Below are 24,680 nucleotides of genomic sequence, written 5' to 3' on the forward strand. Positions count from 1 at the left end.
GATAAAACTAAAGGGCATGAGCCCGGTTCAATACCGAACGCATACCCTGCGGGTTGCTTAAAACTTCGTGTCTAACTTTTTGGGTTCACTTCATCGATCGCTAAAGGTCTTTTTCTCTTTTTCGGGCCGAAATTATTTCGCTAATTCATAGATCGCCTGGGCATAAAGCGCAGTAGCACGAAGCATATCATCCCATTCGATAAACTCATCTTTTTGATGCGCTACTTCTAAGCGCCCTGGGAACAAAGGACCAAATGCTACACAATTTTGGGCTGCACGCGCGTAAGTAGCTCCCCCGATCGCCATCAGTTTAGCTGGATCCCCTGTCTGTTCTTCGTACACACGGGACAGTGTGGATACAAGTGGATGGTCTGGTGAGAGGTAATGCCCTCTCTTGCGATCATAGTGACTAATCTCAAGATCATACACAGCTAACTTCTCACGGAGCTGAGCGAGTAATTGATCATCATCAATTGAAATAGGGTAACGAATGTTAAGTCGTACCCCTTCGCCTTCACCCATCGTATAGTTGAAGACTCCAGCATTTACCGTTAGAGCACCTGTTCTCTCATCCTCTTGCGCCACTTCTAATTTTTCACCAAAGAAGCTATCAATCAGGTAGCTATCAATCAGCTTGATATAACGGCCACCTACTACATCTAACTTAACAGTGGTTAAAAATCGAGCCAATGCTAATGCGGCATTTAATCCTTTTTCAGGCTCTGATCCGTGATGAGAAATGCCGCGGACAACCAAGGTCACGTGCTCATTCGCTTCTTCCGCATATCCTTGGATTCCGTTTTGTAACAAGAAATCTTGGAATTGCTCCTTTAACTCAAATACGTCTTCGTCCCCTACCAGTACAGCTGTAGCTAAATCAGGAACCATATTCACACGTTGTCCAGATTGGAAGGATTCCAGCGTCCAGGCATCTGCTACGGCTTCCGTCACCGAAGCGGCTGTCGTTCCATTTGCCTGAATGTCATAAAATCCTTTTTCCGCATTGATGATCGGGAAGTCAGCATCTGGCGTAAAGCCCATCGAAGGCATCTCTTCCTTCGAAAAATAGTGTTTCATACAACGCCATAGTGATTCCTCGTCTCCCCCTAAAATGAGGCGCACACGCTTAGATAGAGGCAAGCCTAGCTCCTGAATCAATTTCATCCCATAATAAGCCGCCATAGCCGGTCCTTTATCGTCAATCGCACCCCGAGCATAGAGGCGTCCATCTCGGATTTCCGGTTCAAATGGAGGAGATGTCCAACCTTCGCCCACAGGGACTACATCCACATGGGCTAGTACACCAATCAGCTCAGAACCTTCCCCCATCTCTACATGCATCGCATAACCATCTACATTTTTCGTTTGGAAGCCATCTCTCGCGCCCAGATTGGTTACATATTGAATTGCATTTGCAACCTCTGCGCCAAATGGCGTTCCTTCATGAGCGGTTGATTCATCTAAAATACTAGGAATTGATAATAATCCTTTTGTATCTTCTAATAATTGGCTTTCTCTTTTCGAAACTTCATCCAACCAATTGATCTGTTTTTCCAAAGGAAATCCTCCTCTTATGTACAAAAAGCTCTATAAATAAACATCTCTTCGCATCATAGCATGTTATCTGAAAAAATACACCGATTTCAAGTATAGAAAAAACCCGAAGTCAAGTGACTCCAGGCCTAATGTTCCAAGAAACTGAGTACGGTATACAAGACATAACCCATGATAGCAGTTCCTGGTAGGGTAAGAACCCATGCATACACGATTTTCTTCGCCACCGTCCAACGAACACTGCGAATTCGCTCGGCAATCCCAGTACCGATAATCGATCCTGTAATCGTATGCGTGGTACTAACCGGAATACCCATCCCTGCGACTGTCGTTAAAATCGTAGCCGCCGCTGTCTCAGCAGCAAAGCCATGTGGTGTCTCCAAGCGACTCAAACGTGAACCGATTGTTTGGATTACCTTCCATCCACCGATTGCTGTACCAAATGCCATTGCTAATGCAGCTGAAATCTTAACCCAAGTAGGGATATTTAACTCGGTTTGATAGCCCCCTACTAGTAAAGCAAGGGCCATAATCCCCATTGCCTTCTGAGCATCTGCTGCACCGTGGCTAAATGCCATAAATCCAGACGAGAAAATCTGCAACGGCTTAAATACTCGTTTCACCCGAGAAGCAGGTTGATTTGCAAAGAGAACTCGAATAATCTTCATAAAAATAAACGCTACGATCGCACCTAATACCGGCGAGATAAGCAAACCAATCAAAATCGTAATAAGTCCTTTGCTTTGCAGAATATCAAATCCAGCTGAAGCAACTGCGGCACCTACTAAACTACCAATTAACGCATGTGACGAGCTAGTTGGGAGGCCCATTAGTACTGTAATGACATTCCAGATAATAACAGCTGCGAGTGCCGCTACTAACACTACCAACGTCACCGCTTTAGGATTTACGATATCCTTACCGATCGCTTTTGCTACAGCTGTCGAGAAAAATGCGCCCACTAAATTAAGACCCGCGGCCATCAAGATGGCGGTATATGGTTTTAACGTACGCGTCCCCACGACTGTCGCAATCGCATTTGCCGTATCATGCCAGCCGTTAGTAAAATCAAAAATTAACGCTAAGGCAATAACCGCTACGACGAGCCAAAATGGATCAAGCATACTTCAAAATCACACCTTCCATAACATCCATCAAGTCTTCAAATAAGTCGGTAACACGTTCTAGTTTCTCGATAATTTCTTTCATCTTAAACAATTCTAATCCATCACTTGGATTTTCAAATAAAGTAAACAAGCTATCACGCATCAATTTATCGCCTTGGTTTTCAAGGTCATTAATCTCAATCGAGATCTTGCGAATGCTTTGGAAGTCTTTCTTCTCTAGAGCAATAAACGACTCTTGCAATAAGAGAGCAGAGCTTACAATAATATCAGCAAACTGTACTAAGTAAGGAGCCGATTTATTGACATGAAAATAAACAAATCGAGCCGCACAAGCCTCTATTCCATCTAATACATCATCTAATTTAACCGCTAAATTTAAAATATCTTCACGATCTAACGGAGTAACAAACGTAGAATTTAATTCTTTAATCATGAGGTGGGTATAGGTATCACCTTTTGATTCTAGTTCCTTAAGTCGTTCTGCGTATTTTTCCTTTTCCTCTAATGTCTCCACATTTTCACGGAAAAGTTGTACCGCTTCGACAATATTTCCTGCCGCATCAATAAGGGTTTGATAAAAGATACGATCTTTTGTACGATTAAAAATCACATTTACCCCTCCTGTACTGAATTACCATAACCAAGGCTTATCTTACTCTTGCTATTTAGGTATTGAAAAGAGAAAAATTAATTATTCATGTATAAATTTAATCTAAGTTAAAATAATCTTTACAAAACCTTAACACTATCCTACTAAGGACTTATCGCTGTCTTATTATGAGGTTAAACTTTTGAATTCATACAAAAAAATCCAGCTTGGCCTGATAACCAAAACTGGATTTTTTTGTATGTCATGCATGAACACTATGGCTTACAAAAGACCCTTCAATATGGAGAAATAGGATATTTAAATCGCTAATTCTACTCGAAAGATCGTTTAATTGTTCATTAATCGCAAAGAACAATCTCTCGTCCTCTACTTCTTTAAGCGAATCAAAGGTCAGGAGGTATTCAATCTCGAAACATTTGATCTGCTCTGGGATACAAGCACATACTTGTTGGCAAAGAAGCTCAAACTCTGCCTGCACGTCAATCTCCAATTCATCATAATCAACATGAAGAATCGGGCGACGAATTTGCAGGCGTTCATCATAAATCATCTCATATGGCAATTTCAAATCGTGGTTCATTTGGCATCACCCATCATCTCTGTTTTCTTTTCTGCAAATGGTTTGGGTGTGTTTTTGGAATTCGTTTTGTCCCATGATTTTTCCAAGTTATCCACTTGACTTAACCAATCTTTGCGGAGCTTTCCATTTGATTTCTTATATTGCTTTTGAATGTGTCCATCCACTTGTTCATATCTCTGATCAATCCACTGGCCAATACGTTCATAATCGGTCTTCTCAATTTTAGATTGATTATAAATGTATTCATTAGCGGCTTGTAGATGCTCTTGCTCATTTTTTGTCACGTCACTCAGATTTTGGTGCTCATCTTTTAACTGATCACGTGTATTTTGGAGGGTGTTTGCTGATTTCTCCAAAGCACGTATCTGCCATGGGGTATCCATCAGTTTGATTTCTTTTGTAACGGATTGGAGAGCTTGGATAAGCTTCTTCCCATCTTTAATGGAGATAAATTCTCCTCCTGATTGACCTGCGATCGAGGAGACCTGTTTTTCTTCTTGTAGGTTCGAACCAAAAGAAATCACATTAATGGCAGCGTGCAAATCAGAATGACTTAGTTGCTTTGCTTGTTGATCCGGATTGGTCTTACATTTATCTACACCATCTGTTATGAGAACAACACGATTTTCATGACTTTTTTCCTTATGAGCAGATAAATCCTTTGCACCTTCTTGAATCGCTAAACCAGCTGGATTCCAGCCATCTTTTGGTTCTAATTGATTCATCGACTTTGACCATACAGGAGCTGTCCATTCAACCCCTGAGTATAGTAAAGAGGTATCTTTGCAAGATTGTCCTGGATCTTTGTCATCCACTCCACCCTCTTTTCCAAACATCCTCACGTGAATCTGAGTACCCTTTGGAATCGCTTTAGTCGCTTGGGTGAGCGCCGCTTTGATCCATTCCATCTTACTTTTACCTTGTAAGTCTTTTCCCATCGAACTACTTGCATCGATGAGGAACAAAATTTGGTTGTGTTTCACTTCTCCTGCATGGATTCCAGCTTGTTCTTCCGCCGTTACTGGCTTCGCCTGATGATCTTTTGCGATGTCAGATAGCACTCGTGCCTGTTCTTGCAAGTCCACCATTTCGACATCATCATAAACGGTTACGAGTTGCTTATAATTTTCGCCCAGTAAGCCTAGTAGATATTGAAAAGCGGCATCTCTTTCTAAACCAATCGGCATCTGATCCAGTGCTTGATTTACTTTAGATTGGTTAAATTTATCACCAGAAAAAGACCCTTTACCTGGATCTTGCAAAATATCTACAATCTTCGTATGGGGACCTGGGCTTGTATCGATCTCTTTCATCACTTGCTTTGACTTAAGTTCCGTTGGTGCAGAGGCTTTAGATTCTTCCACTTTACGAATCTCATTTCCGGTTGTCTCTTGAATTTGCTGTACGACTGTAGAACACCCGCTCATGAGCACTGTAGCAGCCGTCACACAAATTACTTGTTTGAGTGGTAGTTTCCTCATAAATCCTCCTATCCCTCGGCTCATATTCTTACACATTTGTTCTTAAAGCTTACTTGATTCGATTCCCTTTGACAACGAATTCCCTTGTTTTATCGAAGACTTTTCATAGTTGTCACATCGCAGAGAGTAAATTTCATATTAATTATATCTATTATATACATTTTGATTTCTTCCTAAAACCCCTTAGGTGATAAGATTTACCAATTCCTTTTTGTTCATTCTTGACCTAATCGTTTATAATAAAAGTACATAGAATCGACAGGGAAAACGAATAGAAAAGAGATGCAAAATGACGAATCCAATGAAGCGTGTAGTAGTAGGAATGTCAGGTGGAGTCGACTCGTCTGTGACGGCTTGGCTTTTAAAACAACAAGGCTACGATGTAATCGGCTTGTTTATGAAAAACTGGGACGATACTGATGAATTCGGTCATTGTACCGCTACAGAAGACTATGAAGATGTTCGCCGAGTGGCCACTCAAATCGGCATTCCGTATTACTCCGTTAACTTCGAAAAAGAGTATCAAGAAAAAGTCTTTTCCTATTTCTTAGATGAATACCGAAAAGGACGTACTCCGAACCCTGATATTATGTGTAATCGGGAGATTAAGTTTGGTGAATTTCTTCAAAAGGCTGAGCAATTAGGAGCGGACTATCTTGCAACAGGTCACTATGCTCAGCTAAAAGAAGTGAATGGAACCCGGCAACTTTGTCGAGGCGTAGACCCTAATAAGGATCAAACCTACTTTCTCTCCCAAGTACCACAAAGCAAATTTAAAAACACACTCTTCCCCCTCGGGCATCTAGAGAAAAAAGAAGTCCGCAAAATAGCGGAAGAGGCTGGATTATATACAGCAAAGAAAAAAGATAGCACTGGCATTTGCTTTATTGGAGAGCGTAATTTTAAAGAGTTCTTAAGCAATTATTTACCTGCACAGCCTGGTGATATGAAAACATTAGATGGCACCATCGTAGGGAAACATGATGGTTTAATGTATTATACGCTAGGTCAGCGCCAAGGGTTAGGAATCGGTGGCGGAGCAGGTGAAGGAGGGTTACCTTGGTTTGTCATTAAGAAAGATGTGGCTCAAAACACCCTCTATGTGGCTCAAGGACATGATCACGACGCACTCTATACGAATGGATTAATCGCAACAGAAGTAAACTGGCTAGCAAACACAGAAGCCCCAACAAAGCCTTTTTCTTGTACCGCTAAGTTCAGATATCGTCAAAAAGATCAAGAAGTTACCGTAATCCCACAAGCCAACGGCGATACATGGGACATCCAATTCTATGAACAACAACGTGCTGTCACTCCTGGTCAATCGGTTGTATTTTATGATGGTGAAGTCTGCCTTGGTGGTGGAATCATCAGCTCCACTTATGTATGAGTTAGAAGAAGCAACAGACAATAAAAGTTGATTTGAAAGAGGTAGCTAATAAAGCTATCTCTTTTTCTTTCATTTCATCTTTCATAATTTTGTAAATTATAGTAAGATGTTACCAAATATTGTCGAGGAGGATCAGAATTTGCGAAATGAATTTTTTCTAGAAGATAACGATCAAGACCAAGACCTATTTGAACATACACAGAAATCCAGAAGATGGAGACCGAGCTGGACCTTCCTATTCATCATCCTAGCGATCGCTGGAGGCTCTGCAATCACGTATTTCATGACCCAGCCAACTTCCGATACACTTACCGCTCAAGCAACCCCGAATCCACAACCAGAGCCTGTAAAGGAAATAGTAACAGACTCTGGTGCCCAAGCTGAACCAGCTGAGCCTGCTTTAGTGGAACCATATCGAGGAGATCAATCTGGCTTTCCCGAATTGATCGCTCAAGTCCCTACAGATGACACAAATCCTACAAGCAAAGAAAACAAAAACGAACAGGTAGCGGTGAAGCCTGGCAAACAAAAGCTCTCTGATTCGCAAACACCTACAGCTAGTCCAGAAAAAGGGATCAAAGTCAAACAAGCAACGTTGAACCCAGAAAAACAAACAGTCTTTCCAACTCCAAAACACCAAACGAATCCAACCAAGAAGCCCCCCATCAAGATTACGAGTTCAGGAAAACAAGTCTCTGATACACACACTCAAAAAACCATCACACCGCAAACGAATCACTCGCCTAAGATCATGAAACAGATGACGCCAGATCATCAAAAACAAACAACCAGCGATGAAAAAGAAGCCTCATCGCCCCAGAGTGTCTCAAATAAGTCTGTTCAGTGGATTGTACCTACCAACCCAGAAGGAAGCCCATCCAATCAATCAAAAAATACCTTTCAACTGGAACCTTACTTACTAAACCAAGAAGGGAAACTAATACCCTTACTCTCCACAAAAGCTTCAGAATCAAAAGATCCATTAAAGAGCAATTTGATTCCATTGATTCAAATTGAATCACCTACTCGTTTCGAAACATTTTTGTTACAAATGCAGAATATCCAAACATTCATCACTCAAAGTACTGCCTCAGAGATTCACATTCTTTTGATCGATGGACAAAAGGAGACACCTGAAGGAAATAACAACATCCAGACCATCCTTACCTCCCTCATACACCAATCAACTAAACAAGCAAACAAAAAGCTAATTCTACATAAACCTACTACAGAATCTACTCCATCCTATTTCCCACTACTTGAAATTGTGGATGGACTTCAATTCTCCATCAAGACCGAGCCAATTCTCACATTTGATAAAAAATGGAAGCAAACAACCACATCGCCATTTATGAAATCGATACAATCATGGAGTGTAAAACAAGCATTCAACATCACAAACGATCAACTCACAACTCAAAAAGAATAAACACAAAAAAGAGCTCTAGAGAATTCCTTCGAACTGTATCAATAGTCTGAAGGAGTTTATCAAGGGCTTCTTTCTGTTTAAATTTCTCGCAATGACATATTCTAGGAGGATATGGAAAAGGAGATTACAAATGATCCAAAAACTAGATATACATAATCCCGAAATAGCCCAAAAGCTATTAGATATCCAGATTCCTGCTTATCAGGTAGAAGCAACGATTATCGGGTCTACAGAAATCCCTCATCTACAAGATACAGTAGAAAAAATCCAGTCTAGCAACGAAATGTTTTTCGGCTACTGGGAAGAGAAAAGTCTAGCCGGAGCCATTAGTTTCTTGATCGAGAGCAACGTAGTAGACATTCATCGACTAGTAGTAAGTCCCGCTTATTTCCGTCAAGGAATTGGGGCGAAACTACTTAGCTTTCTACTTGCAAAACCTATTCGAACAACAAAATATATCGTACACACCGGAGCCAAAAACATACCCGCAAAGAGGCTGTATGAGAAATTTGGTTTTAAGGAAATAGGTCAGATGGAGGTAGCTCCAAACCTATCTCTATCCAGACTAGAAAAGGAAGTAGATTAGCCCCACCTTTTGACTATGGCTTATGAGCAAAGCAGGGATGAACCGTCCCTGCTTTTTCCTGTCAATTAATATCCTTGAGCACAGAAAATAACTTCTAGTTTTCTCTTTTTTCATTCGGTTTCAGTAGAATTATGAGATAAAATAGTGTGATATCATGTAGCATAATAGAGGTGGATTATATTGATTCGTACATTAGCAGTAAAAAAGGATGGAACACTTCTACTCGATATCCCTATCCAACAACTAAATGATCCGCAAATTAAATGGTACTGGGTTGATTTTAATACTCCAAGTATGGAAGAAACATCTAAGCTAACAGACCATTTTCATTTTCATCCTTTAGCCGTCAAAGACTGTTTGCACCACTTACAACGCCCCAAGATGGATTATTGCGAAGGGTATCAATTTCTCATCCTTCACGCCTTAAAAGGTCCTCAGATGAAGTTAGAAGAAGTGGATCTCTTTGTGGCAGAAAACTTTCTCGTTTCGTTCCACTATGCAAACTTAGAAGAAATAGATGATATTTGGGAAAGAATCATTCAACATCAAGATTTAGCTCAAAAAGGACCCGTATTCCTTACATATAAATTAATTGATAAGTTGGTAGATGCCTATTTTCCATATGCACATCGCATTGAAGACCAGTTAAACGAAATCGAGAGTAAACCTAGAGGTTCCACTTCAAAAGCTCTCATCGACCAGATTTTCCAAGTTCGAAGGGACTTGTCTAAACTACGTCGTACGGTAATTCCTATGAGTGACTTACTATACAGAATGATTAATTCGGAGCGATTTATCCAGAGAAAAGACCAACGAGTCCTGTTTCAGCACATCTACAATCATTTAATCAAGTTATCCTATATGATTGAATCAAGTCGAGAAATCACTTCCGATATTCGAGATAATTATTTATCCCTCAACTCTTACCGAATGAATACCATTATGACAACACTAACGGTCATTTCCGCCATCTTTATCCCACTAACGTTTATCGTTGGAGTTTATGGGATGAATTTTGAACATATGCCAGAGTTAAAGTGGCGGTACGGATACTTTATGGTTCTTGGATTTATGTTGGTTGTAGGCGTAGGAATGCTTACCTGGTTTAAAATCAAAGGTTGGTTTAATCAACACTAAATTTCCATATGCCATCTAGATACACACAACAGCGGCCACTACCATGTAATCTTGGCCGCTGTTGCTCCTCTGAACAATAATCTTACATTCACAGCCGATGTAATAAGTATCCTTAAATGTGTCATATTTCAAACCAAAACCAATCATCCGGTCCATAGCAATATGAGCAATCCAGATTAGTCCAATCTGCTGTACGAAATCCCAATGATTCAGCCAGCCTATAAACAAAAGAATTCCAGAGAAAATATATGTATGTCCCAGATTATATGCTATTTTTCCTATACGATCGTTTAAGGAATAACCAATCATCGACAAGTCAGGTAACAGAAACAAAAGCCAGTCTCCTCGGTAGATACAAAAGTTCCGTTAAATACATTGATGTCTACATAACTATCAATCCCATGAACCCTGCCTCTATTACTGTACAGCCAAAATGAGGGGCTAGGCTACTAGGCTTTTTAATTTTTTATTCAACAGCTCTGATACCTCTTCTTCTCAAACTCTCGTCTAAAGCATTATATTAACCTTTCAACATAGAAAAGTCCCCCTTGAGGTCCGGTAGCCCCTTAAGGCCCTGTGTTGCCTTGTGGTCCCGTGTCCCCTTTAGGTCCTGTCATCCCATTAGCGCCTGTTGCAACTTCTAATCTCACATCGACAGAACCGGGTGTTATCTCAATCTCTAACGTATCGGATATAAAGTTAATTGTATCTCCGAAACTGAGTGGAACACTTCCGCTTGCTCCTGTATTTCCTTGGACTAGGAATAAGAAATCACCTGTAACAAAAGTTCCGGTCGGTCCTTGAGGCCCGGTAGTCCCGGTGGCTCCAATGGCGTCTGCTGGTCCAGAAGGTCCGGTAGCACCCGCTGGTCCAGGAGGTCCTCCTGATGGCCCAGTGGCTCTGGCGGCCCCCGTTGGTCCCCTCGTAACGTCAGTGCCCAATACGTTTTCTAACTTCTGGTTTAAAATCCATTCTTTTTTCCCTATTATATTGATGGTATCACGAACACTTTCATTGATCGTAAGTAAATCGCTAATCGAAGATTGGAAGGATGTGGATACCCCGGGAAGAGTTCCGAGAACGTATTGTAGCTTTTCCCCCCTCGGCATTAATAATATGGCTAAGACCTAGCTCTTCTAATGCAATGGATGAAAGCAATAAATTGACTGCATCTTCTCTAGTAAAGCCCGATTCTTGTCCCACGACTTCCTATACCCCAAAACTAAATTGAATTCAGCTGTTGAAATGATTAATTTTCAACAGCTGAATTCAATTTAATCAAACTATATAAAATAAAACGCAGAACAGACACAGTTAAGCCCTATAATCGAGGCTAATTCTGGCTCCTTTGTCCATGTGACCCTCTAATTGACCCTCAAGTGATCACTAAACTGATCAGCGATTGATCACGGCTTCGATCACATTCTTGATCACGAAATGATCACGCACTTAATAACATTAGATAGAATTAATTATCCAGAAAAAGGTAGAATAGAAAAGAGAACCCACTCAACTATTAGTCCCCAACACATAGCAAAACCCCGCTTATACCAAGGGATTCTGGCGTAGACTGGGTTTCTATAGAGGAGGCGATAGTTCACTATCATATTTTAAAATATTGGGTTTTGGTGTAGCACATCTAACAAATGTTAACTCATATCTTACAAGATACAAACCGTCCTCTCCGGATTCTAAAGGAATTCATGAAATAATAATTCATAACTTCCTTGTGGAATGTTAAAAATAAACTCTTCTGATAGAATACTTGTTATTGTTACACCATTATCTCTGGCTGATACTTTTCTTTTCGTTTTTGATCCTGGAGTGTACCAATATCCAGTATCTATAATGTAATCGGAAACAGGGCTGCTAGAAACCTCGTAAGGATCTCCCATCTCAATCGGAACATGCCCATCCACAGCCCTCCAAAAATATCACATAAGGAACAAAAGACTTGGTGCATCGAAGAAGAAAAGATTTTCCTAGCACACACGGAGCAGCGTCCCCTTCTATTGCTTACCTCTTGGCCATCTACACCGGTATGATTGAGAAATCAGGAGTACCTCGTATCCGCTTCCACACCACGCCACCATTATGCTAACCCTAGGGGAACATCCGAAGGTGGTATCCGAACAACTCGGGCACAGTAAGACAAACATCACAATGGATGTATACAGCCATGTAATGAAAAGCATTCAGGGAGATGCTGCAAGAAACTTTAGTAATGCCTTTCAGATAGCACAAGCATAATCGCATGACAAACGACAACTCGAGGCAAATAAGTCTGGTTTTTTTGTCGACTCTCTGATCCTAAGAGAATAAAAAGGAGCGAGTAGAAACCATATTGCCACATACTCACCACCCAAAGCCCCACCCTATAAAAATAGAATGGGACCCACATGTCCTTTGCTCTAACAAGAGCCGTGTCTATTTCTCTTCGACCTTCTCATACTACTATCTTAGCACGTTATTTTAGCTTTTTGTTCCCAATAAATCCCCAGCTTTGTCCCACCGACCCGAATAAAGCGTATCCTCTTGCAATCAAACAGGCTGAAGAAGAAAAGAAATTACCCTATCGAAGCCATCAAGCAACATGACGATGAGACTTATCCCTATTGCATCAGAGCCAGTCTGTTTCATCCGTCAATTTAATTTAACAACTCTTAAAACTACATTATTGTAGTTTGCTATCCCGGGGATCGAAGCTGAGTATAAAGAAAGCGGGCTAGCACTTATAACTCTTATCCCAATATTCTGACCAGCATTTAAATTTTGGATAGTAGTGGTTGTAGTTGAAGAATTCGCTAAAATAGCTGCAGTTCTACCCACGGGATTACTTGCCAGGAAACCATTAATTTGTATTTGAACTAAAGCATCTGCACCAGTCACTCCTGATAAAATAGTATAGTCAATTGCGTAAACACCACTCTCTGGTACCTGAAGTTGCTGATTACCATTTACTAGTGTAAATCCCGGTAGCGGCGAAAACGATCTAAATGCGGTAAATGGTATAAAGCTACCATTACTAAATACAGAAGGGATGTCAATATTATCTCTCGATGCGTTTGCAGAAATATTAGCTGTTCCAGCTCCGGTAGCACCTGTAGGTCCCTGAGGTCCTGTGGTCCCTTGTGGTCCTGTGGTCCCTTGTGGTCCCGTGTCCCCTTGTGGTCCGGTATCTCCCTGTGGTCCCGTGGTCCCTTGTGGTCCTGTGGTCCCTTGTGGTCCCGTGGTCCCTTGTGGTCCGGTATCTCCCTGTGGTCCCGTGGTCCCTTGTGGTCCTGTGGTCCCTTGTGGTCCCGTGGTCCCTTGTGGTCCGGTATCTCCCTGTGGTCCCGTGTCCCCTTGTGGTCCGGTATCTCCCTGTGGTCCCGTGGTCCCTTGTGGTCCTGTGGTCCCTTGTGGTCCCGTGGTCCCTTGTGGTCCGGTATCTCCCTGTGGTCCCGTGTCCCCTTGTGGTCCGGTATCTCCCTGTGGTCCCGTGGTCCCTTGTGGTCCGGTATCTCCCTGTGGTCCCGTGGTCCCTTGTAGTCCGGTAGCTCCCTGTGGCCCAGTGTCGCCCTGTGGTCCCGTGCCCCCTTGTGGTCCCGTGCCCCCTTGTGGCCCCGTGCCCCCTTGTGGTCCGGTGTCTCCCTGTGGTCCCGTGCCCCCTTGTGGTCCGGTGTCTCCCTGTGGTCCCGTGTCCCCTTGTGGTCCGGTAGCTCCCTGTGGTCCTGTGGTCCCTTGTGGTCCGGTGTCTCCCTGTGATCCCGTGTCCCCTTGAGGCCCGGTAGCTCCCTGTGGTCCCGTGTTGCCTTGAGGTCCGGTAGCTCCCTGTGGTCCTGTGTCCCCTTGAGGTCCGGTAGCTCCCTGTGGTCCTGTGGTCCCGTGTGGTCCCGTATTCCCTTGAGGTCCGGTAGCTCCCTGTGGTCCTGTGGTCCCGTGTGGTCCCGTATTCCCTTGAGGTCCGGTAGCTCCCTGTGGTCCTGTGGTCCCTTGTGGCCCGGTGTCTCCCTGTGGTCCCATGTTGCCTTGAGGTCCGGTAGCTCCCTGTGGTCCTGTGGTCCCTTGTGGCCCGGTGTCTCCCTGAGGCCCAGTGTCTCCCTGTGGTCCTGTGTCCCCTTGAGGTCCGGTAGCTCCCTGTGGTCCTGTGGTCCCTTGTGGTCCCGTGGTCCCTTGTGGTCCCGTGGTCCCTTGTGGTCCCGTGTTGCCTTGAGGCCCCGTCGGTCCCTGTGGTCCTGTTTCTCCTTGTGGTCCTGTGTTGCCTTGTGGACCGGTAGCCCCTTGAGGTCCCGAAAGACCAAGTTGTTCAATGACTGCTTGAATTACTTCTGCAAGAGGACTATTCGCTCCAGTAGCCACCTCTAAATTTACATTAGCCGAACCGGGCGTTACGTTAATCTCCAGTGTATCGGATATAAAGGTTAGCGTATCTCCAAAGCTCATCGAAGCGCTTCCACTTCCACTTGCCCCTGTACCTTGAACTGTGAATAAGAAATCACCGGTAACAAACGTTCCCGTCGGTCCCTGTGGTCCTGTTGGTCCTTGAGGCCCCGTTGACCCTTGAGGACCTGTGTCGCCCTGTGGTCCCGTGCCCCCTTGTGGTCCGGTGTCGCCTTGTGGCCCGGTATTACCTTGTGGTCCCGTATTCCCTTGTAGTCCGGTAGCTCCAGCAACTCCAAAGCCAGTGGGTCCCGGTGGTCCAGGAGGCCCTCCTGATGACCCTGTAGCTCCCGCTGGTCCTTGGGGTCCCGTTGGCCCTCTTGTAACGTCTGTGCCTAAAACGTTCTCCAACTTTTGGTTCAAAATCCATTCTTTCTTCCAGATTACATTAATGGTATCACGAACACTTTCATTAATCATGAGTAAGTCGCTAATGGTGGGTTGAAAGGTGGTGGACACTCCGGGGAGAGTCCCTAGGACATATTGGAGCTTTTCGCCTTCCGCATTAATAATATGGCTAAGGCCTAGCTCTTCTAGTGCAATAGATGACAGCAACAGATTGACTGCATCTTCTCTATTAATCTGAATATTTGGTGAAATATTAGGTATATTTGCTTGAGACATGTTTTAACCCCTTTATTTAAATAATAAATACTATTAGAATCAATATTAATATTATTCATAATAAGAACATATTCACAATCTTATTTTTAAACTATCAAAAGCAAATTGAATCCAGTTGCTGAAATGATTGCATTTTCAACAACTGGATTCAATTTAATCAAATTTGTCAACAACAGTTTAAAATTCCCCAAAAAAATCGATTGAAAAATCCCCGTTTTAAACAGTTTTACCTCTCCTTAGCTAGTGAGAAGAACCCTGCCTTTCTTTTCTCCTTAATACGATAGCTTTCACCTTTAATGTTTACAGTGACTGAGTGATGGAGGAGGCGATCTAAGATCTCCGTGGCTAAAACATTCTCTCCAAATATGTCCCCCCACATCCCAAAATACTTATTAGAAGTAAGGATCGTCGATCCTTTTTCATAACGCTCCGAAACAATCTGGAAAAAAAATGAGTAGCTGAATCCTCTATTTTTCGGTATCCAATCTCATCAATAATAAGCAAATCTGGTGTTTTGTAAACGTCTTGACTCTTCTCTGGACAGTTCCCTTCGCACAGGATTGCTGAAGAGTTTGTACCATGTCATGGGCGGTAACAAAGTAGACGCTGTAACGATTTTCTAAAGCTTTTAAACCCAGAGACACAGCAAGATGTGTCTTTCCAACCCCAGGAGGACCAAGAAATACGAGATTTTCTTGATGTTCAATAAACCGTAAGGAAGATAAATCTCGTATTCTCTTTTCGTCGATAGATGGTTGAAAGGAAAAATCAAACTGATCCAGTGTTTTAAGGAAAGGCAGGCGTGCCAGCCTTTTACGCATTTGCACAGCTCGCTCTTGTTTGGATAAAAGTTCTTCTGAAAGAAGTTTGTCAAGGAATTCTAAATAAGATATATTATCTCTGGATGCTTCTTCAGCTAGTTGGTGTAAAACTTCTGGAATACGCACCCAACCGAAGGTTTGGAAAACTTCATTTAATCGCTCTTGTTGAATCATTAGACTATCTCCTCTGTGAGTTCATCGTAAATGGATAACGAGCGAACATCTACATCGGGGGACGACCTAGAAACAAGGCGGGGTAAGGGTTGGGGAACCGTTTGACTCCCGTACATAGGTAGTCCCTCGAAGTGTTTTTTCTGGATTACAACTTGGTGCTTACTTACCGCTTTTGTATGTTGAGCAATGAGTTTGCTCTCTGAAAAAAATGTCAGAGTACCATTTTGATTATCTAGGATGTCGATTAATTGTCCTGCATACAAGTAGGGAATCGAGTAGCGACTCGATTCATAAGATACCAAGCAATCTTTTGATACCTTACGTCGATGCCTTTCGATTAGCTGGTAAGGAAGTGGTTGAATGGGTTGAAGATTATCTACCGACCATCGGTCGGTAGGACGTTCATAGGTCGTACCATGAATACGAACATTAGCAATAGATTCCATCCAATGACGTACTAGGCGATTTAAGTCCTCCAGTCCAGTGAAGGTTCTAACTCTTGGCCAAAAGTTTTTTCTTACATAACCAATTCCGTTTTCTACTTTCCCTTTTGTTTGCGCTCTACGTGGCTGACATCGTTTCAACATAAATCCATGATAGGCTGCAAATCCAGCAAATCGTTCATTCCATATAACATGCCCCTGCGACCATCTCCTCCTACAGGGGAGATGGTCCAGAATGGGGAGTTTTCAACCGGTTATATTAGCCATTTTACAACCGTTGCTCACACTACACGACGAGGTTTCAAAACAAGGAAAGAAGCCAAGGAAGCATGTAATCAAATCATTCACTAAGTTTCCAAGGGAACATATATAGAGCCAACCAAATGTACTCTTGGAACCTACTTACTGGATTGGATCGAGAGCACCGCCAAGCAACGAGTACGACTGAAAACATACGATTCTTACAAGTACATTATTGATAACAAACTCATCCCAGAGTTAGGCAATATCCCTTTAGATAAACTCACCCCCATGCACATCCAGAATTTCTATGCGAAAAAGTCAGCAGAAGGACTCTCCGCAGAATACATAAAGCACATGCATGTTATTCTCTCCAGCTCTCTCGAACAAGCGGTAGCATGGAAGCTGGGTCCGCTCCAACCCTGTGAAACTCACTAGCCCTCCGACAGCGAGAACAGAAACGAAACAAAAAACGGCTTGGACAAGCTTATCAAGAAAACAACCTAGTCGTTTGTACCAAAAAAGGGACTCCTAATCGGTCCTAGCAACCTCCGACGACACTTCTGGAGCACCATTGAGAAATCAGGAGTACCTCGCATCCGCTTCCATGATACCCGCCACACGCACGCCACCATTATGCTAACATCCGAAGGTAGTATCTGAACGACTGGGACACAGCAAGACAAGCATCACACTGGATGTATATAGCCATGTAATGAAAAGCATCCAAGAAGATGCGACGAAAAACTTTAGTGCTGCTTTCCAGACAACTTAAGAGCATAGAGAATAGAAAAAGTAGCCTCGATTGTGGGGATCACGGCTACTTTGTTATTAGAATCCACAGAGATCTTACTTATTTCAAATCACACTTTCTAACACTGGTACTCTTTCATCCATAATTACCTCTACTGCTTTATGTAAATCACTATCGCTTAAATAGCGAATGGAGTAACTTTCTTTGTTGAAACGAACTTCTGCTACATCAACAATTTGGTAAGTCTTCCAAAGCCACTTTATATTTTCCTCCAGATCGTCAATACGACTAGCAAAGTGATAACCGTGGTAGTGAACGCCTACCTTATTCGCAAAATACCACCTGTCGGTCTCGATGGGGTTCTCGTCATACTGTGAAGACATTTTCACATAGAAGTCCACTGCTTTCGGGGGAAAACCAAGTTCAATCCCTAATAGTCGATGACGACTACTTTCATCTACACATTTGCAGTTACTTAAGAAGTTTTCTTTTTGTTCCTCAGATCGAAAAAACATCCAGAAATTCTCGCACTCATTCCAAGATGGATATTCCTTCAATGCTGGAATTAACTCTGGTTGAGAAAGGATGTCCAGATTCACATAAGTAGCTGGCTTTAAACCTTTCAAAAAGGCTTCGTATGAAGATACCACAATTAATCACTCCCACAAGCAGATGTAAGAATAGTATAGCAAAAAAGCACCTGCATCACACAGGTGCTAGAAAACTTATTTCTTCTTAATTGGCTTTCCTTCTTGTCCATCGCATTGGGTGCAGTAAGTAACACCATCTTCTACATAACAAATGCCTTTACATGTTCGATCAAAGCAACATTCACGGACTGGTTGACCTGCGATCCATTTGATGCCCATGCTATCACCTCCTCATTAGTTTATGAAATGATCATATAATTCTTAAAATGATAAGTCCATATAATTTAGGACAATATTATTTATAAACTTGAGATAAGCAAATTAGATTGAAATAACTAGAAAACGTCATAAGCAATTGGATATTTCTACTAGCGAATTTGCTCATCTCGAGGTAACTTACTTGACTGGTAAACTTTACTCGGGTCCCGACAGAAAAACGCGGATTTCATACGCTAAGGATAAAAATAGTAGGAGAACCCGATTTTTCACTACGCTAAGTGTGAAGATAGAGTTCTTTGATAATTAATCGAAAAGGGTGGACAGTGTAGTTACTCAGAATTAAGGGGTAGTTGCTCTCTATTTTCCTACGACATATCCCTCAAAATGTTTTCCACCATAAGGCTTCAATACGTCTAATACAAACTGAATAAGTGGTTCCTTTTGTTTTGTGAGGTAGTATTGCTGGAAAAAATGGCTATAGGTATTCGCAAACTCTTGATTCCATCTGGCTAAAGAGCGATAAATCCATTTCCCTCTTCCGATCCAATGACCATTCGTGCGTAACAAAAACTGATGAAGCTCTTCAGATAGGGCCTGTACAATAAAAATTTCCTCATATGGATTGGTGCAACCGATTAGGTCGTCTATTAAATCAGTGACCATGTAACGAGCTGTTTCAATTTGGAGATCACTCCAAGGTGGAGGGCCTGTTTGGAGAAGTGACTGTGCATTAGGTTGGATATGAGCACAGGATTCCTGTTGGATGATAACTTGTCCTTCGGCTACAATTCGTAAAAGGGCAGGACGTCCTCTCTGGATATCCTTGTTAATGTAGAAATAGTAAGTTTCAAGTGTGTGATAAATGAATAATTCTACTGGCCAATCTTGATAAATGATATTTTCTCGATGGGAACTTGGTTGACTTGGATCTAAGACAAATAGATCAAGATCTGAGGTAGAAGTAGTTTGTTGAGTGGAGGAGCTTCCTCCTAAGATCATCAGTTGAGCGTTTGGATAAAGCTCATGTTGTAAATGTTGGGCTGTTTCTAGGGCAGGGAGTGGCATGAATCTACCTCCGATGCTGTAGCAAAAATCAGATGGGCTATAGAAGACAAAGGTCCATCCAGTAAAAAATTATCTATAGATTTAATAACGGACAATATATTAATCACCTTCCTATAAGTACAGATTTTCTTTTATATTCCGTTAGTGTTCATTAATACTACCCGCCAACCATCTGGATCTTCGATCGTAATGCCTTTAGATTCCCAGTAAGGATTTTCAGGTGGAACAGGAAAGTAACCCATGTTAGCTAACCGGTCAACCATCTCCCTCACGACTGCTTCATTCGGAATATATAGGACAAGTAGATTATCTTTCGTTGGTGCTGGACAAGAGCTTCCTTTCTGATGACTGGTAAACTCTAGATGATAGGTTGCGTCAGGTATTCCAATCATGACCCCATCGTATCCATCATGATCCTGAAAACCTCCGATCTTGTCTAATCCAAGACCCTCTGTATAAAATGAAACTACTTTCTCTAATTGATCCGTAGGACGAGCGATTCGAACTTGAACAAATGGTATATTATTCATTACTTACAGCCTCCGTTATTATCTCAGATTCATACTCATTGACTCTTCTATAAAAGGTATTACTCTTCATGCCCACTATCCATTTACACAAAAAATTTACATCCCCTTTCCTACCATGTTACAAATCTATTGTACCGAATGGAACCCGTTTTGACATTAGTTAAACAGGCATTCCGGTCAACTGAGTGATTACTATTCATTCTTTCAAACAAAGCTCAGACGCAGAGTAGCCACGATCACTCCCCTGTAATCGTGGCTGTTACTGTTCCTTCATATCTAAGTCCATATATATCAGATACTATCCGGTAAAATTATTCGATACAAATAGGTGTAGATGGTAAAGTACCAGCCAAAATCGGAAGGAGTAACTGAACAAAACCTGCAGGAATAAATGTATCATCTGATTTATCTATCTCATCTAATGACCACCATTTGTGCGCACGATAAACGTCTTGTTCTTGTTTCGTTAAGTTGTCGAGATTGATTTTGCTTCGCTTGACATTAGCTATATAGTAGCGTTCGTACGAAAGTAAAAGTTCACCTTTCCAGTTCATTTCTTGTTCCCTAGTCCATATCCACTCGCCAAGCTCAAATTGATCAATTCCTGTTTCCTCCCAAATTTCACGTCGTGCTGCCTCTTCAAAGCTCTCATTTTCTTCTAACGAACCACCCGGGGTTACCCAAAAAGCTGTATTGATTGGTTTGTCTGGATTAAAAACAGTATTGTCTTCAATTTTGAACAAAAGAATACGATTATCTTCATCAAGCAAGATCACACGAGATGACTTTCTTATTTTCACAATTAGCTAACCTCCCCTTCTAGATTCACGCTAACTATGACTCCTTTACCCATGACAGCTTCTCTCAGCATCTTTTCACCAATCTCCTATGGTTAGACTGTCTCATCTGATTAATTTTTGTTAAATTCCCACCAATGACTAATCCAGCGCTGTTCCCCTGTAATTTTTCTCATTTCTTCTTCCATCATGTTTCGCAATTCTTTTGCTAAACCAATCAAGACTTCTAATCTTGTCTCCATTAAGCAATTATTACAAAGCTCCACGAGCTTTTCGCCTTCCGGACATAAGCGTTCCACATGTTTGGCTAACCACTTGTTATACGGATACGGTTTTCCGTGAATGAGAGAAAAAGTTTGGAGTGCTACTTTTACCATTTCTCCCCGATTTATCCCTGCTGCGGTAACAATTTCTCGTTTTGCAGAGGAACTAGTATCCAAACGACGAACGGAAAAAAGAACAAAGTGATCTCTCCGTAACTGATCCAACTCCCGTTCAAATTTCAGTTGATACTTTTCAATCAAAGAGGAGATGGATAGCGGATCTTGAATAAACACACAATTTTTGTAAATCCATAAATACAATGGCCAACTTCCAGAGCGATTGCCCTCTACTCTTTCCATCAGCCACTCTTGCCCGTTAATTTGTCCGAAAACGATCGGAGAGTTCCCATGGTCATCAATAACATAGTTCGCTCCATGTTCTATGATAAAAGATTGGTAAGCTTCATTTCCCAATAAGATGTGAAGATCCCAATCCGCTTTCTCATCAAATCCTTCCGTAATCCCCCAACCTGTCGATCCACTTAGAACAACAGTAGCACGACTTTTTAAGCCATCAGGAAACACATCGTTAGGAAGACTATGGAAGTATGTCTCCACTCTACTTACAATGTCATGATGTATCATGCTTGCTCATCTCCTTAGCGATTAACACAATATTTTAAAGGAAGGCCCATCCTCGAGACAACTCAAACAGACACAGTTCAGACAAGACTTAGCCACAATCTCCATCCATGCTAGGGCTAATTCTGGCTCTATTATCCATGTGACGTTCTGACTGACCATCAGGCGATCACCAAAATGATCACCGATTGATCACGCTTCGATCACATTCTTGATCACGAAATGATCACGCACTACATAACATTAGATCGAATTAGATAACACTAAATAGCACAATTATCCAGAAACAGGAAAACAAAATGAAATATACAATCTATTCTTATAACTACATCAAGCCTACAAAGATAGCGAAACCCCGCTTATACCAAGGGATTCTGGCATAAGCGGGGTTTCGCTAATTTGGCGTGCCCTGAAAGATTCGAACTCTCGACCTTCTGATCCGTAGTCAGACACTCTATCCAGCTGAGCTAAGGGCACATCTCATTATGTGATTTCATTTTCTACTCTAAGAGAGTAAATGGCGTGCCCTGAAAGATTCGAACTCTCGACCTTCTGATCCGTAGTCAGACACTCTATCCAGCTGAGCTAAGGGCACATCTCATTATGTGATTTCATTTTCTACTCTAAGAGTAAATGGCGTGCCCTGAAAGATTCGAACTCTCGACCTTCTGATCCGTAGTCAGACACTCTATCCAGCTGAGCTAAGGGCACATATAACTTGTCAACGAAAATAATTTTACCATATGACAAAATACAATGCAATATCTTTTTCTACTTTTATCACAAAAAAGGAATCTATCCGATTTGCGCTCATATACTCGTAGATAAGATGTTCTGATGTATAGAATTAAGCTTGTTGAAACCATCAACCTCGAGCAAACAACTAGGAGAACTATTAACAACACTCACTCCATTAGAGGCTCTGAGAGGCACAACTGTTCATTTATGTCTACGTATATAAAGAAGCTCCAAGATCATGAAATACCCACTAACAAGTATACTAGGACGCCTCATGTTAAAACGACCGCTCTACATGGAAAAGTTGCTAACATTACATTTATCTAACGCGCTTTCCCTATCCTAATCTAATATGTAGGTAATCAACAAGCTTAGTACAAATCACATAGAAGGGACTAATAACGTTGAAAAAACATCTTTCCTTTTTTCTCATTTTCAGTATCATCCTTATTACAGCAACCAGTTGCAAAACGAGCCAATCTGAAGCTACGAAAAAAGAATCTTCTATACAACCAATTGTTTCAAGTATGAATGAAATGATCAAGCAAGAAAACCAAAATGATATATTGCTTCAGAAAATGGCTGCATCTGTAGAAGAAGCAAAATTAAAAACCATAGCCAATCAAAAGGTAACAGATCTTGAGCAAAATATGATCCCTAAAGTAAATCAAGCCAAAACGCAAATTACGGAATATAAAAAAGCAGTAGAAAGCGTCAAAGAAAAGTTCAAACATATAAAACAACAAGTAAATACACTCACAAATTCTGCTATTCAACAACCTGCTCAGCAATTCTTGATAGATTTTGAAACAAGTATTGAGACAGAGTTATCCATTGCAACAAAATACGAACAACTCCTTCAAAATCAATCAGAAGCCATCCAAGCTATTATCAAAAGTAAATCCCTTCCCACAGACAGTTCTGATCAATTAGTTACAGAAATTGATCAGTTGGTATCATTATTTCAAGAACAGGTAACAAGACTAAATGCTTCTCATCAAAAAGTATTATCCTATAAACAATAAAAGGAGCTTGCTTATGACCTTCAAAAAGTCATAAGCAAGCTCCTTTTTATTTGGAGGCGACACCCGGATTTGAACCGGGGGTAAAGGTTTTGCAGACCTCTGCCTTACCACTTGGCTATGTCGCCAAATAAAAAATGGCAGGGGTGGTAGGAATCGAACCCACACTAGAAGTTTTGGAGACTCCTGTTCTACCACTAAACTACACCCCTACAAAAATGCTGGCAATAGGACTTGAACCCACAACCCCCTGATTACAAGTCAGGTGCTCTACCAATTGAGCTATGCCAGCGCATTATGAATGATGATTGAGGAAATTAATTCATCTACACAAGTGCATTTAATTGTTACTATAATCTTATAAAGGATGCTGGCAATAGGACTTGAACCCACAACCCCCTGATTACAAGTCAGGTGCTCTACCAATTGAGCTATGCCAGCACATTTTTAATGGTGGTTCGGGACGGAATCGAACCGCCGACACGAGGATTTTCAGTCCTCTGCTCTACCGACTGAGCTACCGAACCATCTGGCGGAGAGAGAGGGATTCGAACCCTCGAGACAGGTTTTGCCCGCCTACACGATTTCCAATCGTGCTCCTTCGACCAACTCGGACATCTCTCCATGTTATCATATTCATCTTAAGTGCTTGTTGTGCTCTGATTGAATTTCAGTAACAACTCACAAATAATATAGTACTGTGATTTAGGGATAATGTCAACAAGAAATAGAAACTTTTATATAAAAATACAGGATTCGAGTTATCCGAGAGTACCCCTACTATGTAGTCAGTAAGATGAGCTAAGAAATTTCAGCATTCTAAAGTCCTTAAACAACTGTATCGAACTTGCAAAAACTGAATTAACATACCAAATTCAAGTTAATTCTATACTATCTCAAAGAGCTCATCTATAACCAACTTGCTAGTATTCAGATTCAATAGCTACCCTCTTCTAAGTCAACCCTAGTTATTCTAAGCCAGACTTCCAGCATCATCGCTAGGCTATGTTACATCCGAAAGAACGATCGTTGAGACTCCTTGATCGCCACTCTAACCAAGTTAATCCTGTATTGGTATGTAGGATGCCATCAAGATACAAAAACGACTGTAGCAAGCTAATTTTCACTATAAGCTAGTGATTTAATAAATATTATATAATGATCATATCCAATCCCCTTATTAGATTGAAAATCTATACTAAGCTACACAGAAACAACAAACTATTTTCATTACTTTATTCAATACCATGAAATACGCTTGTATAAAAGCCTATGTATATCGTTCTTTACATAATAAAGAAAGCACCCAACTATAAGCTGAGTGCTTTCTTTATTATGTATGCCTGGCGACGTCCTACTCTTCCAGGACCCTGCGGTCCAAG

At 41.6% G+C, this 24,680-nt stretch carries 22 protein-coding genes, 9 tRNA genes and 2 pseudogenes; 7 read left to right on the forward strand and 26 right to left on the reverse strand.

Translation table 11 applies throughout. The annotated features are described in order from the left end of the window. Positions 1 to 132: 132 nt before the first annotated feature. The 5 genes from pepV to EDD57_RS11935 form a co-directional block, all read right to left on the reverse strand. Positions 133 to 1,557, reverse strand: a complete 1,425-nt coding sequence (pepV, locus tag EDD57_RS11915; RefSeq protein WP_131849671.1) for a dipeptidase PepV — start codon at positions 1,555 to 1,557, stop codon at positions 133 to 135. Between the two features lie 125 nt (positions 1,558 to 1,682). Further along, the gene (locus EDD57_RS11920) at positions 1,683 to 2,678 is read right to left on the reverse strand and encodes an inorganic phosphate transporter (RefSeq protein ID WP_131849672.1); all 996 of its coding nucleotides are present in this window, start codon (positions 2,676 to 2,678) and stop codon (positions 1,683 to 1,685) included. Then, a complete protein-coding gene (locus EDD57_RS11925) occupies positions 2,671 to 3,291 on the reverse strand; it encodes a DUF47 domain-containing protein (RefSeq protein WP_131849673.1) in 621 nt (206 codons plus the stop codon). The genes EDD57_RS11920 and EDD57_RS11925 overlap by 8 nt, the downstream gene beginning before the upstream one ends. Before the next feature lie 241 nt (positions 3,292 to 3,532). Further along, positions 3,533 to 3,871, reverse strand: a complete 339-nt coding sequence (locus EDD57_RS11930) for a hypothetical protein (protein ID WP_131849674.1) — start codon at positions 3,869 to 3,871, stop codon at positions 3,533 to 3,535. Continuing rightward, the gene (locus EDD57_RS11935) at positions 3,868 to 5,352 is read right to left on the reverse strand and encodes a vWA domain-containing protein (RefSeq protein WP_165873800.1); all 1,485 of its coding nucleotides are present in this window, start codon (positions 5,350 to 5,352) and stop codon (positions 3,868 to 3,870) included. The genes EDD57_RS11930 and EDD57_RS11935 overlap by 4 nt, the downstream gene beginning before the upstream one ends. 289 nt (positions 5,353 to 5,641) lie before the next feature. Here EDD57_RS11935 and mnmA point away from each other — a divergent pair, with 289 nt between their 5' ends. From mnmA to corA, 4 genes are all read left to right on the forward strand, one after another. Beyond that, on the forward strand, positions 5,642 to 6,742 hold the full coding sequence (gene mnmA / locus EDD57_RS11940; RefSeq protein WP_131849676.1) for a tRNA 2-thiouridine(34) synthase MnmA: 1,101 nt from the start codon (positions 5,642 to 5,644) through the stop codon (positions 6,740 to 6,742). A gap of 139 nt (positions 6,743 to 6,881) precedes the next feature. Then, on the forward strand, positions 6,882 to 8,171 hold the full coding sequence (locus EDD57_RS11945; RefSeq protein ID WP_131849677.1) for a hypothetical protein: 1,290 nt from the start codon (positions 6,882 to 6,884) through the stop codon (positions 8,169 to 8,171). A gap of 130 nt (positions 8,172 to 8,301) precedes the next feature. After that, a complete protein-coding gene (locus EDD57_RS11950) occupies positions 8,302 to 8,757 on the forward strand; it encodes a GNAT family N-acetyltransferase (protein WP_131849678.1) in 456 nt (151 codons plus the stop codon). 180 nt (positions 8,758 to 8,937) lie between these two features. Further along, on the forward strand, positions 8,938 to 9,894 hold the full coding sequence (gene corA, locus EDD57_RS11955; protein WP_131849679.1) for a magnesium/cobalt transporter CorA: 957 nt from the start codon (positions 8,938 to 8,940) through the stop codon (positions 9,892 to 9,894). Positions 9,895 to 9,996: 102 nt separating this feature from the next. On the opposite strand, the pseudogene EDD57_RS11960 reads toward corA, so the two are convergent. The 6 genes and pseudogenes from EDD57_RS11960 to EDD57_RS11980 all read right to left on the reverse strand — a co-directional run. Then, positions 9,997 to 10,254: pseudogene (locus EDD57_RS11960) on the reverse strand (DUF4260 family protein); the annotation flags it as partial. A 206-nt stretch (positions 10,255 to 10,460) separates the two neighbouring features. After that, a complete protein-coding gene (locus tag EDD57_RS14470) occupies positions 10,461 to 11,003 on the reverse strand; it encodes an alpha-helical endospore appendage domain-containing protein (RefSeq protein WP_165873799.1) in 543 nt (180 codons plus the stop codon). Next, the gene (locus tag EDD57_RS15325) at positions 10,927 to 11,097 is read right to left on the reverse strand and encodes an alpha-helical endospore appendage domain-containing protein (protein ID WP_481170255.1); all 171 of its coding nucleotides are present in this window, start codon (positions 11,095 to 11,097) and stop codon (positions 10,927 to 10,929) included. The genes EDD57_RS14470 and EDD57_RS15325 overlap by 77 nt, the downstream gene beginning before the upstream one ends. 1,440 nt (positions 11,098 to 12,537) lie before the next feature. Then, positions 12,538 to 14,940 (reverse strand): alpha-helical endospore appendage domain-containing protein, encoded by a 2,403-nt coding sequence (locus EDD57_RS15000; RefSeq protein WP_131849680.1) that lies wholly within the window; start codon positions 14,938 to 14,940, stop codon positions 12,538 to 12,540. 226 nt (positions 14,941 to 15,166) lie between these two features. Continuing rightward, positions 15,167 to 15,935: pseudogene (gene istB, locus EDD57_RS11975) on the reverse strand (IS21-like element helper ATPase IstB). After that, a complete protein-coding gene (locus EDD57_RS11980; RefSeq protein ID WP_131849681.1) occupies positions 15,935 to 16,519 on the reverse strand; it encodes a Mu transposase domain-containing protein in 585 nt (194 codons plus the stop codon). Before EDD57_RS11980 ends, istB begins: the two are co-directional and overlap by 1 nt. Before the next feature lie 84 nt (positions 16,520 to 16,603). Between EDD57_RS11980 and EDD57_RS15180 the strand changes: the two genes are divergently transcribed. Both EDD57_RS15180 and EDD57_RS15185 read left to right on the forward strand, forming a co-directional pair. Continuing rightward, entirely contained in the window at positions 16,604 to 16,729 is a 126-nt protein-coding gene (locus EDD57_RS15180) for an Arm DNA-binding domain-containing protein (protein ID WP_165873801.1), read from the forward strand. Between the two features lie 18 nt (positions 16,730 to 16,747). Then, complete coding sequence (locus EDD57_RS15185) at positions 16,748 to 17,056, forward strand: N-terminal phage integrase SAM-like domain-containing protein (RefSeq protein WP_131849689.1); 309 nt, start codon at positions 16,748 to 16,750, stop codon at positions 17,054 to 17,056. A 420-nt stretch (positions 17,057 to 17,476) separates the two neighbouring features. On the opposite strand, the gene EDD57_RS11995 is transcribed toward EDD57_RS15185, so the two are convergent. The 9 genes from EDD57_RS11995 to EDD57_RS12030 all read right to left on the reverse strand — a co-directional run bounded on the left by EDD57_RS11995 (position 17,477) and on the right by EDD57_RS12030 (position 22,249). Next, on the reverse strand, positions 17,477 to 18,022 hold the full coding sequence (locus EDD57_RS11995; RefSeq protein ID WP_131849683.1) for a hypothetical protein: 546 nt from the start codon (positions 18,020 to 18,022) through the stop codon (positions 17,477 to 17,479). 75 nt (positions 18,023 to 18,097) lie between these two features. Continuing rightward, positions 18,098 to 18,241 (reverse strand): hypothetical protein, encoded by a 144-nt coding sequence (locus tag EDD57_RS14480; protein WP_165873802.1) that lies wholly within the window; start codon positions 18,239 to 18,241, stop codon positions 18,098 to 18,100. 357 nt (positions 18,242 to 18,598) lie between these two features. Further along, positions 18,599 to 19,306, reverse strand: coding sequence for a nucleotidyltransferase domain-containing protein (locus tag EDD57_RS12000; RefSeq protein ID WP_131849684.1), 708 nt, complete (start codon positions 19,304 to 19,306; stop codon positions 18,599 to 18,601). Positions 19,307 to 19,437: 131 nt separating this feature from the next. Next, the gene (locus EDD57_RS12005; RefSeq protein WP_131849685.1) at positions 19,438 to 19,836 is read right to left on the reverse strand and encodes a VOC family protein; all 399 of its coding nucleotides are present in this window, start codon (positions 19,834 to 19,836) and stop codon (positions 19,438 to 19,440) included. A gap of 311 nt (positions 19,837 to 20,147) precedes the next feature. After that, positions 20,148 to 20,636, reverse strand: a complete 489-nt coding sequence (locus tag EDD57_RS12010) for an NUDIX hydrolase (protein WP_165873803.1) — start codon at positions 20,634 to 20,636, stop codon at positions 20,148 to 20,150. Between the two features lie 110 nt (positions 20,637 to 20,746). After that, positions 20,747 to 21,541 carry a hypothetical protein gene (locus EDD57_RS12015; protein WP_131849687.1) on the reverse strand — a complete coding sequence of 265 codons (795 nt, stop codon included), beginning with the start codon at positions 21,539 to 21,541 and terminating at the stop codon, positions 20,747 to 20,749. Positions 21,542 to 21,938: 397 nt separating this feature from the next. After that, positions 21,939 to 22,015, reverse strand: a tRNA-Arg gene (locus EDD57_RS12020). Positions 22,016 to 22,056: 41 nt separating this feature from the next. Further along, positions 22,057 to 22,133 (reverse strand) — tRNA-Arg (locus EDD57_RS12025). 39 nt (positions 22,134 to 22,172) lie between these two features. After that, a tRNA-Arg gene (locus tag EDD57_RS12030) sits at positions 22,173 to 22,249 on the reverse strand. A gap of 431 nt (positions 22,250 to 22,680) precedes the next feature. Here EDD57_RS12030 and EDD57_RS12035 point away from each other — a divergent pair. Further along, positions 22,681 to 23,301 (forward strand): hypothetical protein, encoded by a 621-nt coding sequence (locus EDD57_RS12035; RefSeq protein WP_131849688.1) that lies wholly within the window; start codon positions 22,681 to 22,683, stop codon positions 23,299 to 23,301. Between the two features lie 51 nt (positions 23,302 to 23,352). Here the strand turns inward: EDD57_RS12035 and EDD57_RS12040 are convergent. The 6 genes from EDD57_RS12040 to EDD57_RS12065 all read right to left on the reverse strand — a co-directional run bounded on the left by EDD57_RS12040 (position 23,353) and on the right by EDD57_RS12065 (position 23,922). Continuing rightward, positions 23,353 to 23,426, reverse strand: a tRNA-Cys gene (locus EDD57_RS12040). Positions 23,427 to 23,436: 10 nt separating this feature from the next. Then, positions 23,437 to 23,510 (reverse strand) — tRNA-Trp (locus EDD57_RS12045). A 7-nt stretch (positions 23,511 to 23,517) separates the two neighbouring features. Next, a tRNA-Thr gene (locus EDD57_RS12050) sits at positions 23,518 to 23,590 on the reverse strand. Positions 23,591 to 23,666: 76 nt separating this feature from the next. Beyond that, positions 23,667 to 23,739: transfer RNA gene (locus EDD57_RS12055), tRNA-Thr, on the reverse strand. A 10-nt stretch (positions 23,740 to 23,749) separates the two neighbouring features. Further along, positions 23,750 to 23,825 (reverse strand) — tRNA-Phe (locus tag EDD57_RS12060). Between the two features lie 3 nt (positions 23,826 to 23,828). Beyond that, positions 23,829 to 23,922: transfer RNA gene (locus tag EDD57_RS12065), tRNA-Ser, on the reverse strand. Between the last annotated feature and the right edge of the window lie 758 nt (positions 23,923 to 24,680).

The organism is Baia soyae (assembly GCF_004341445.1).
Classification (GTDB): Bacteria; Bacillota; Bacilli; order Thermoactinomycetales; family Thermoactinomycetaceae; genus Baia; species Baia soyae.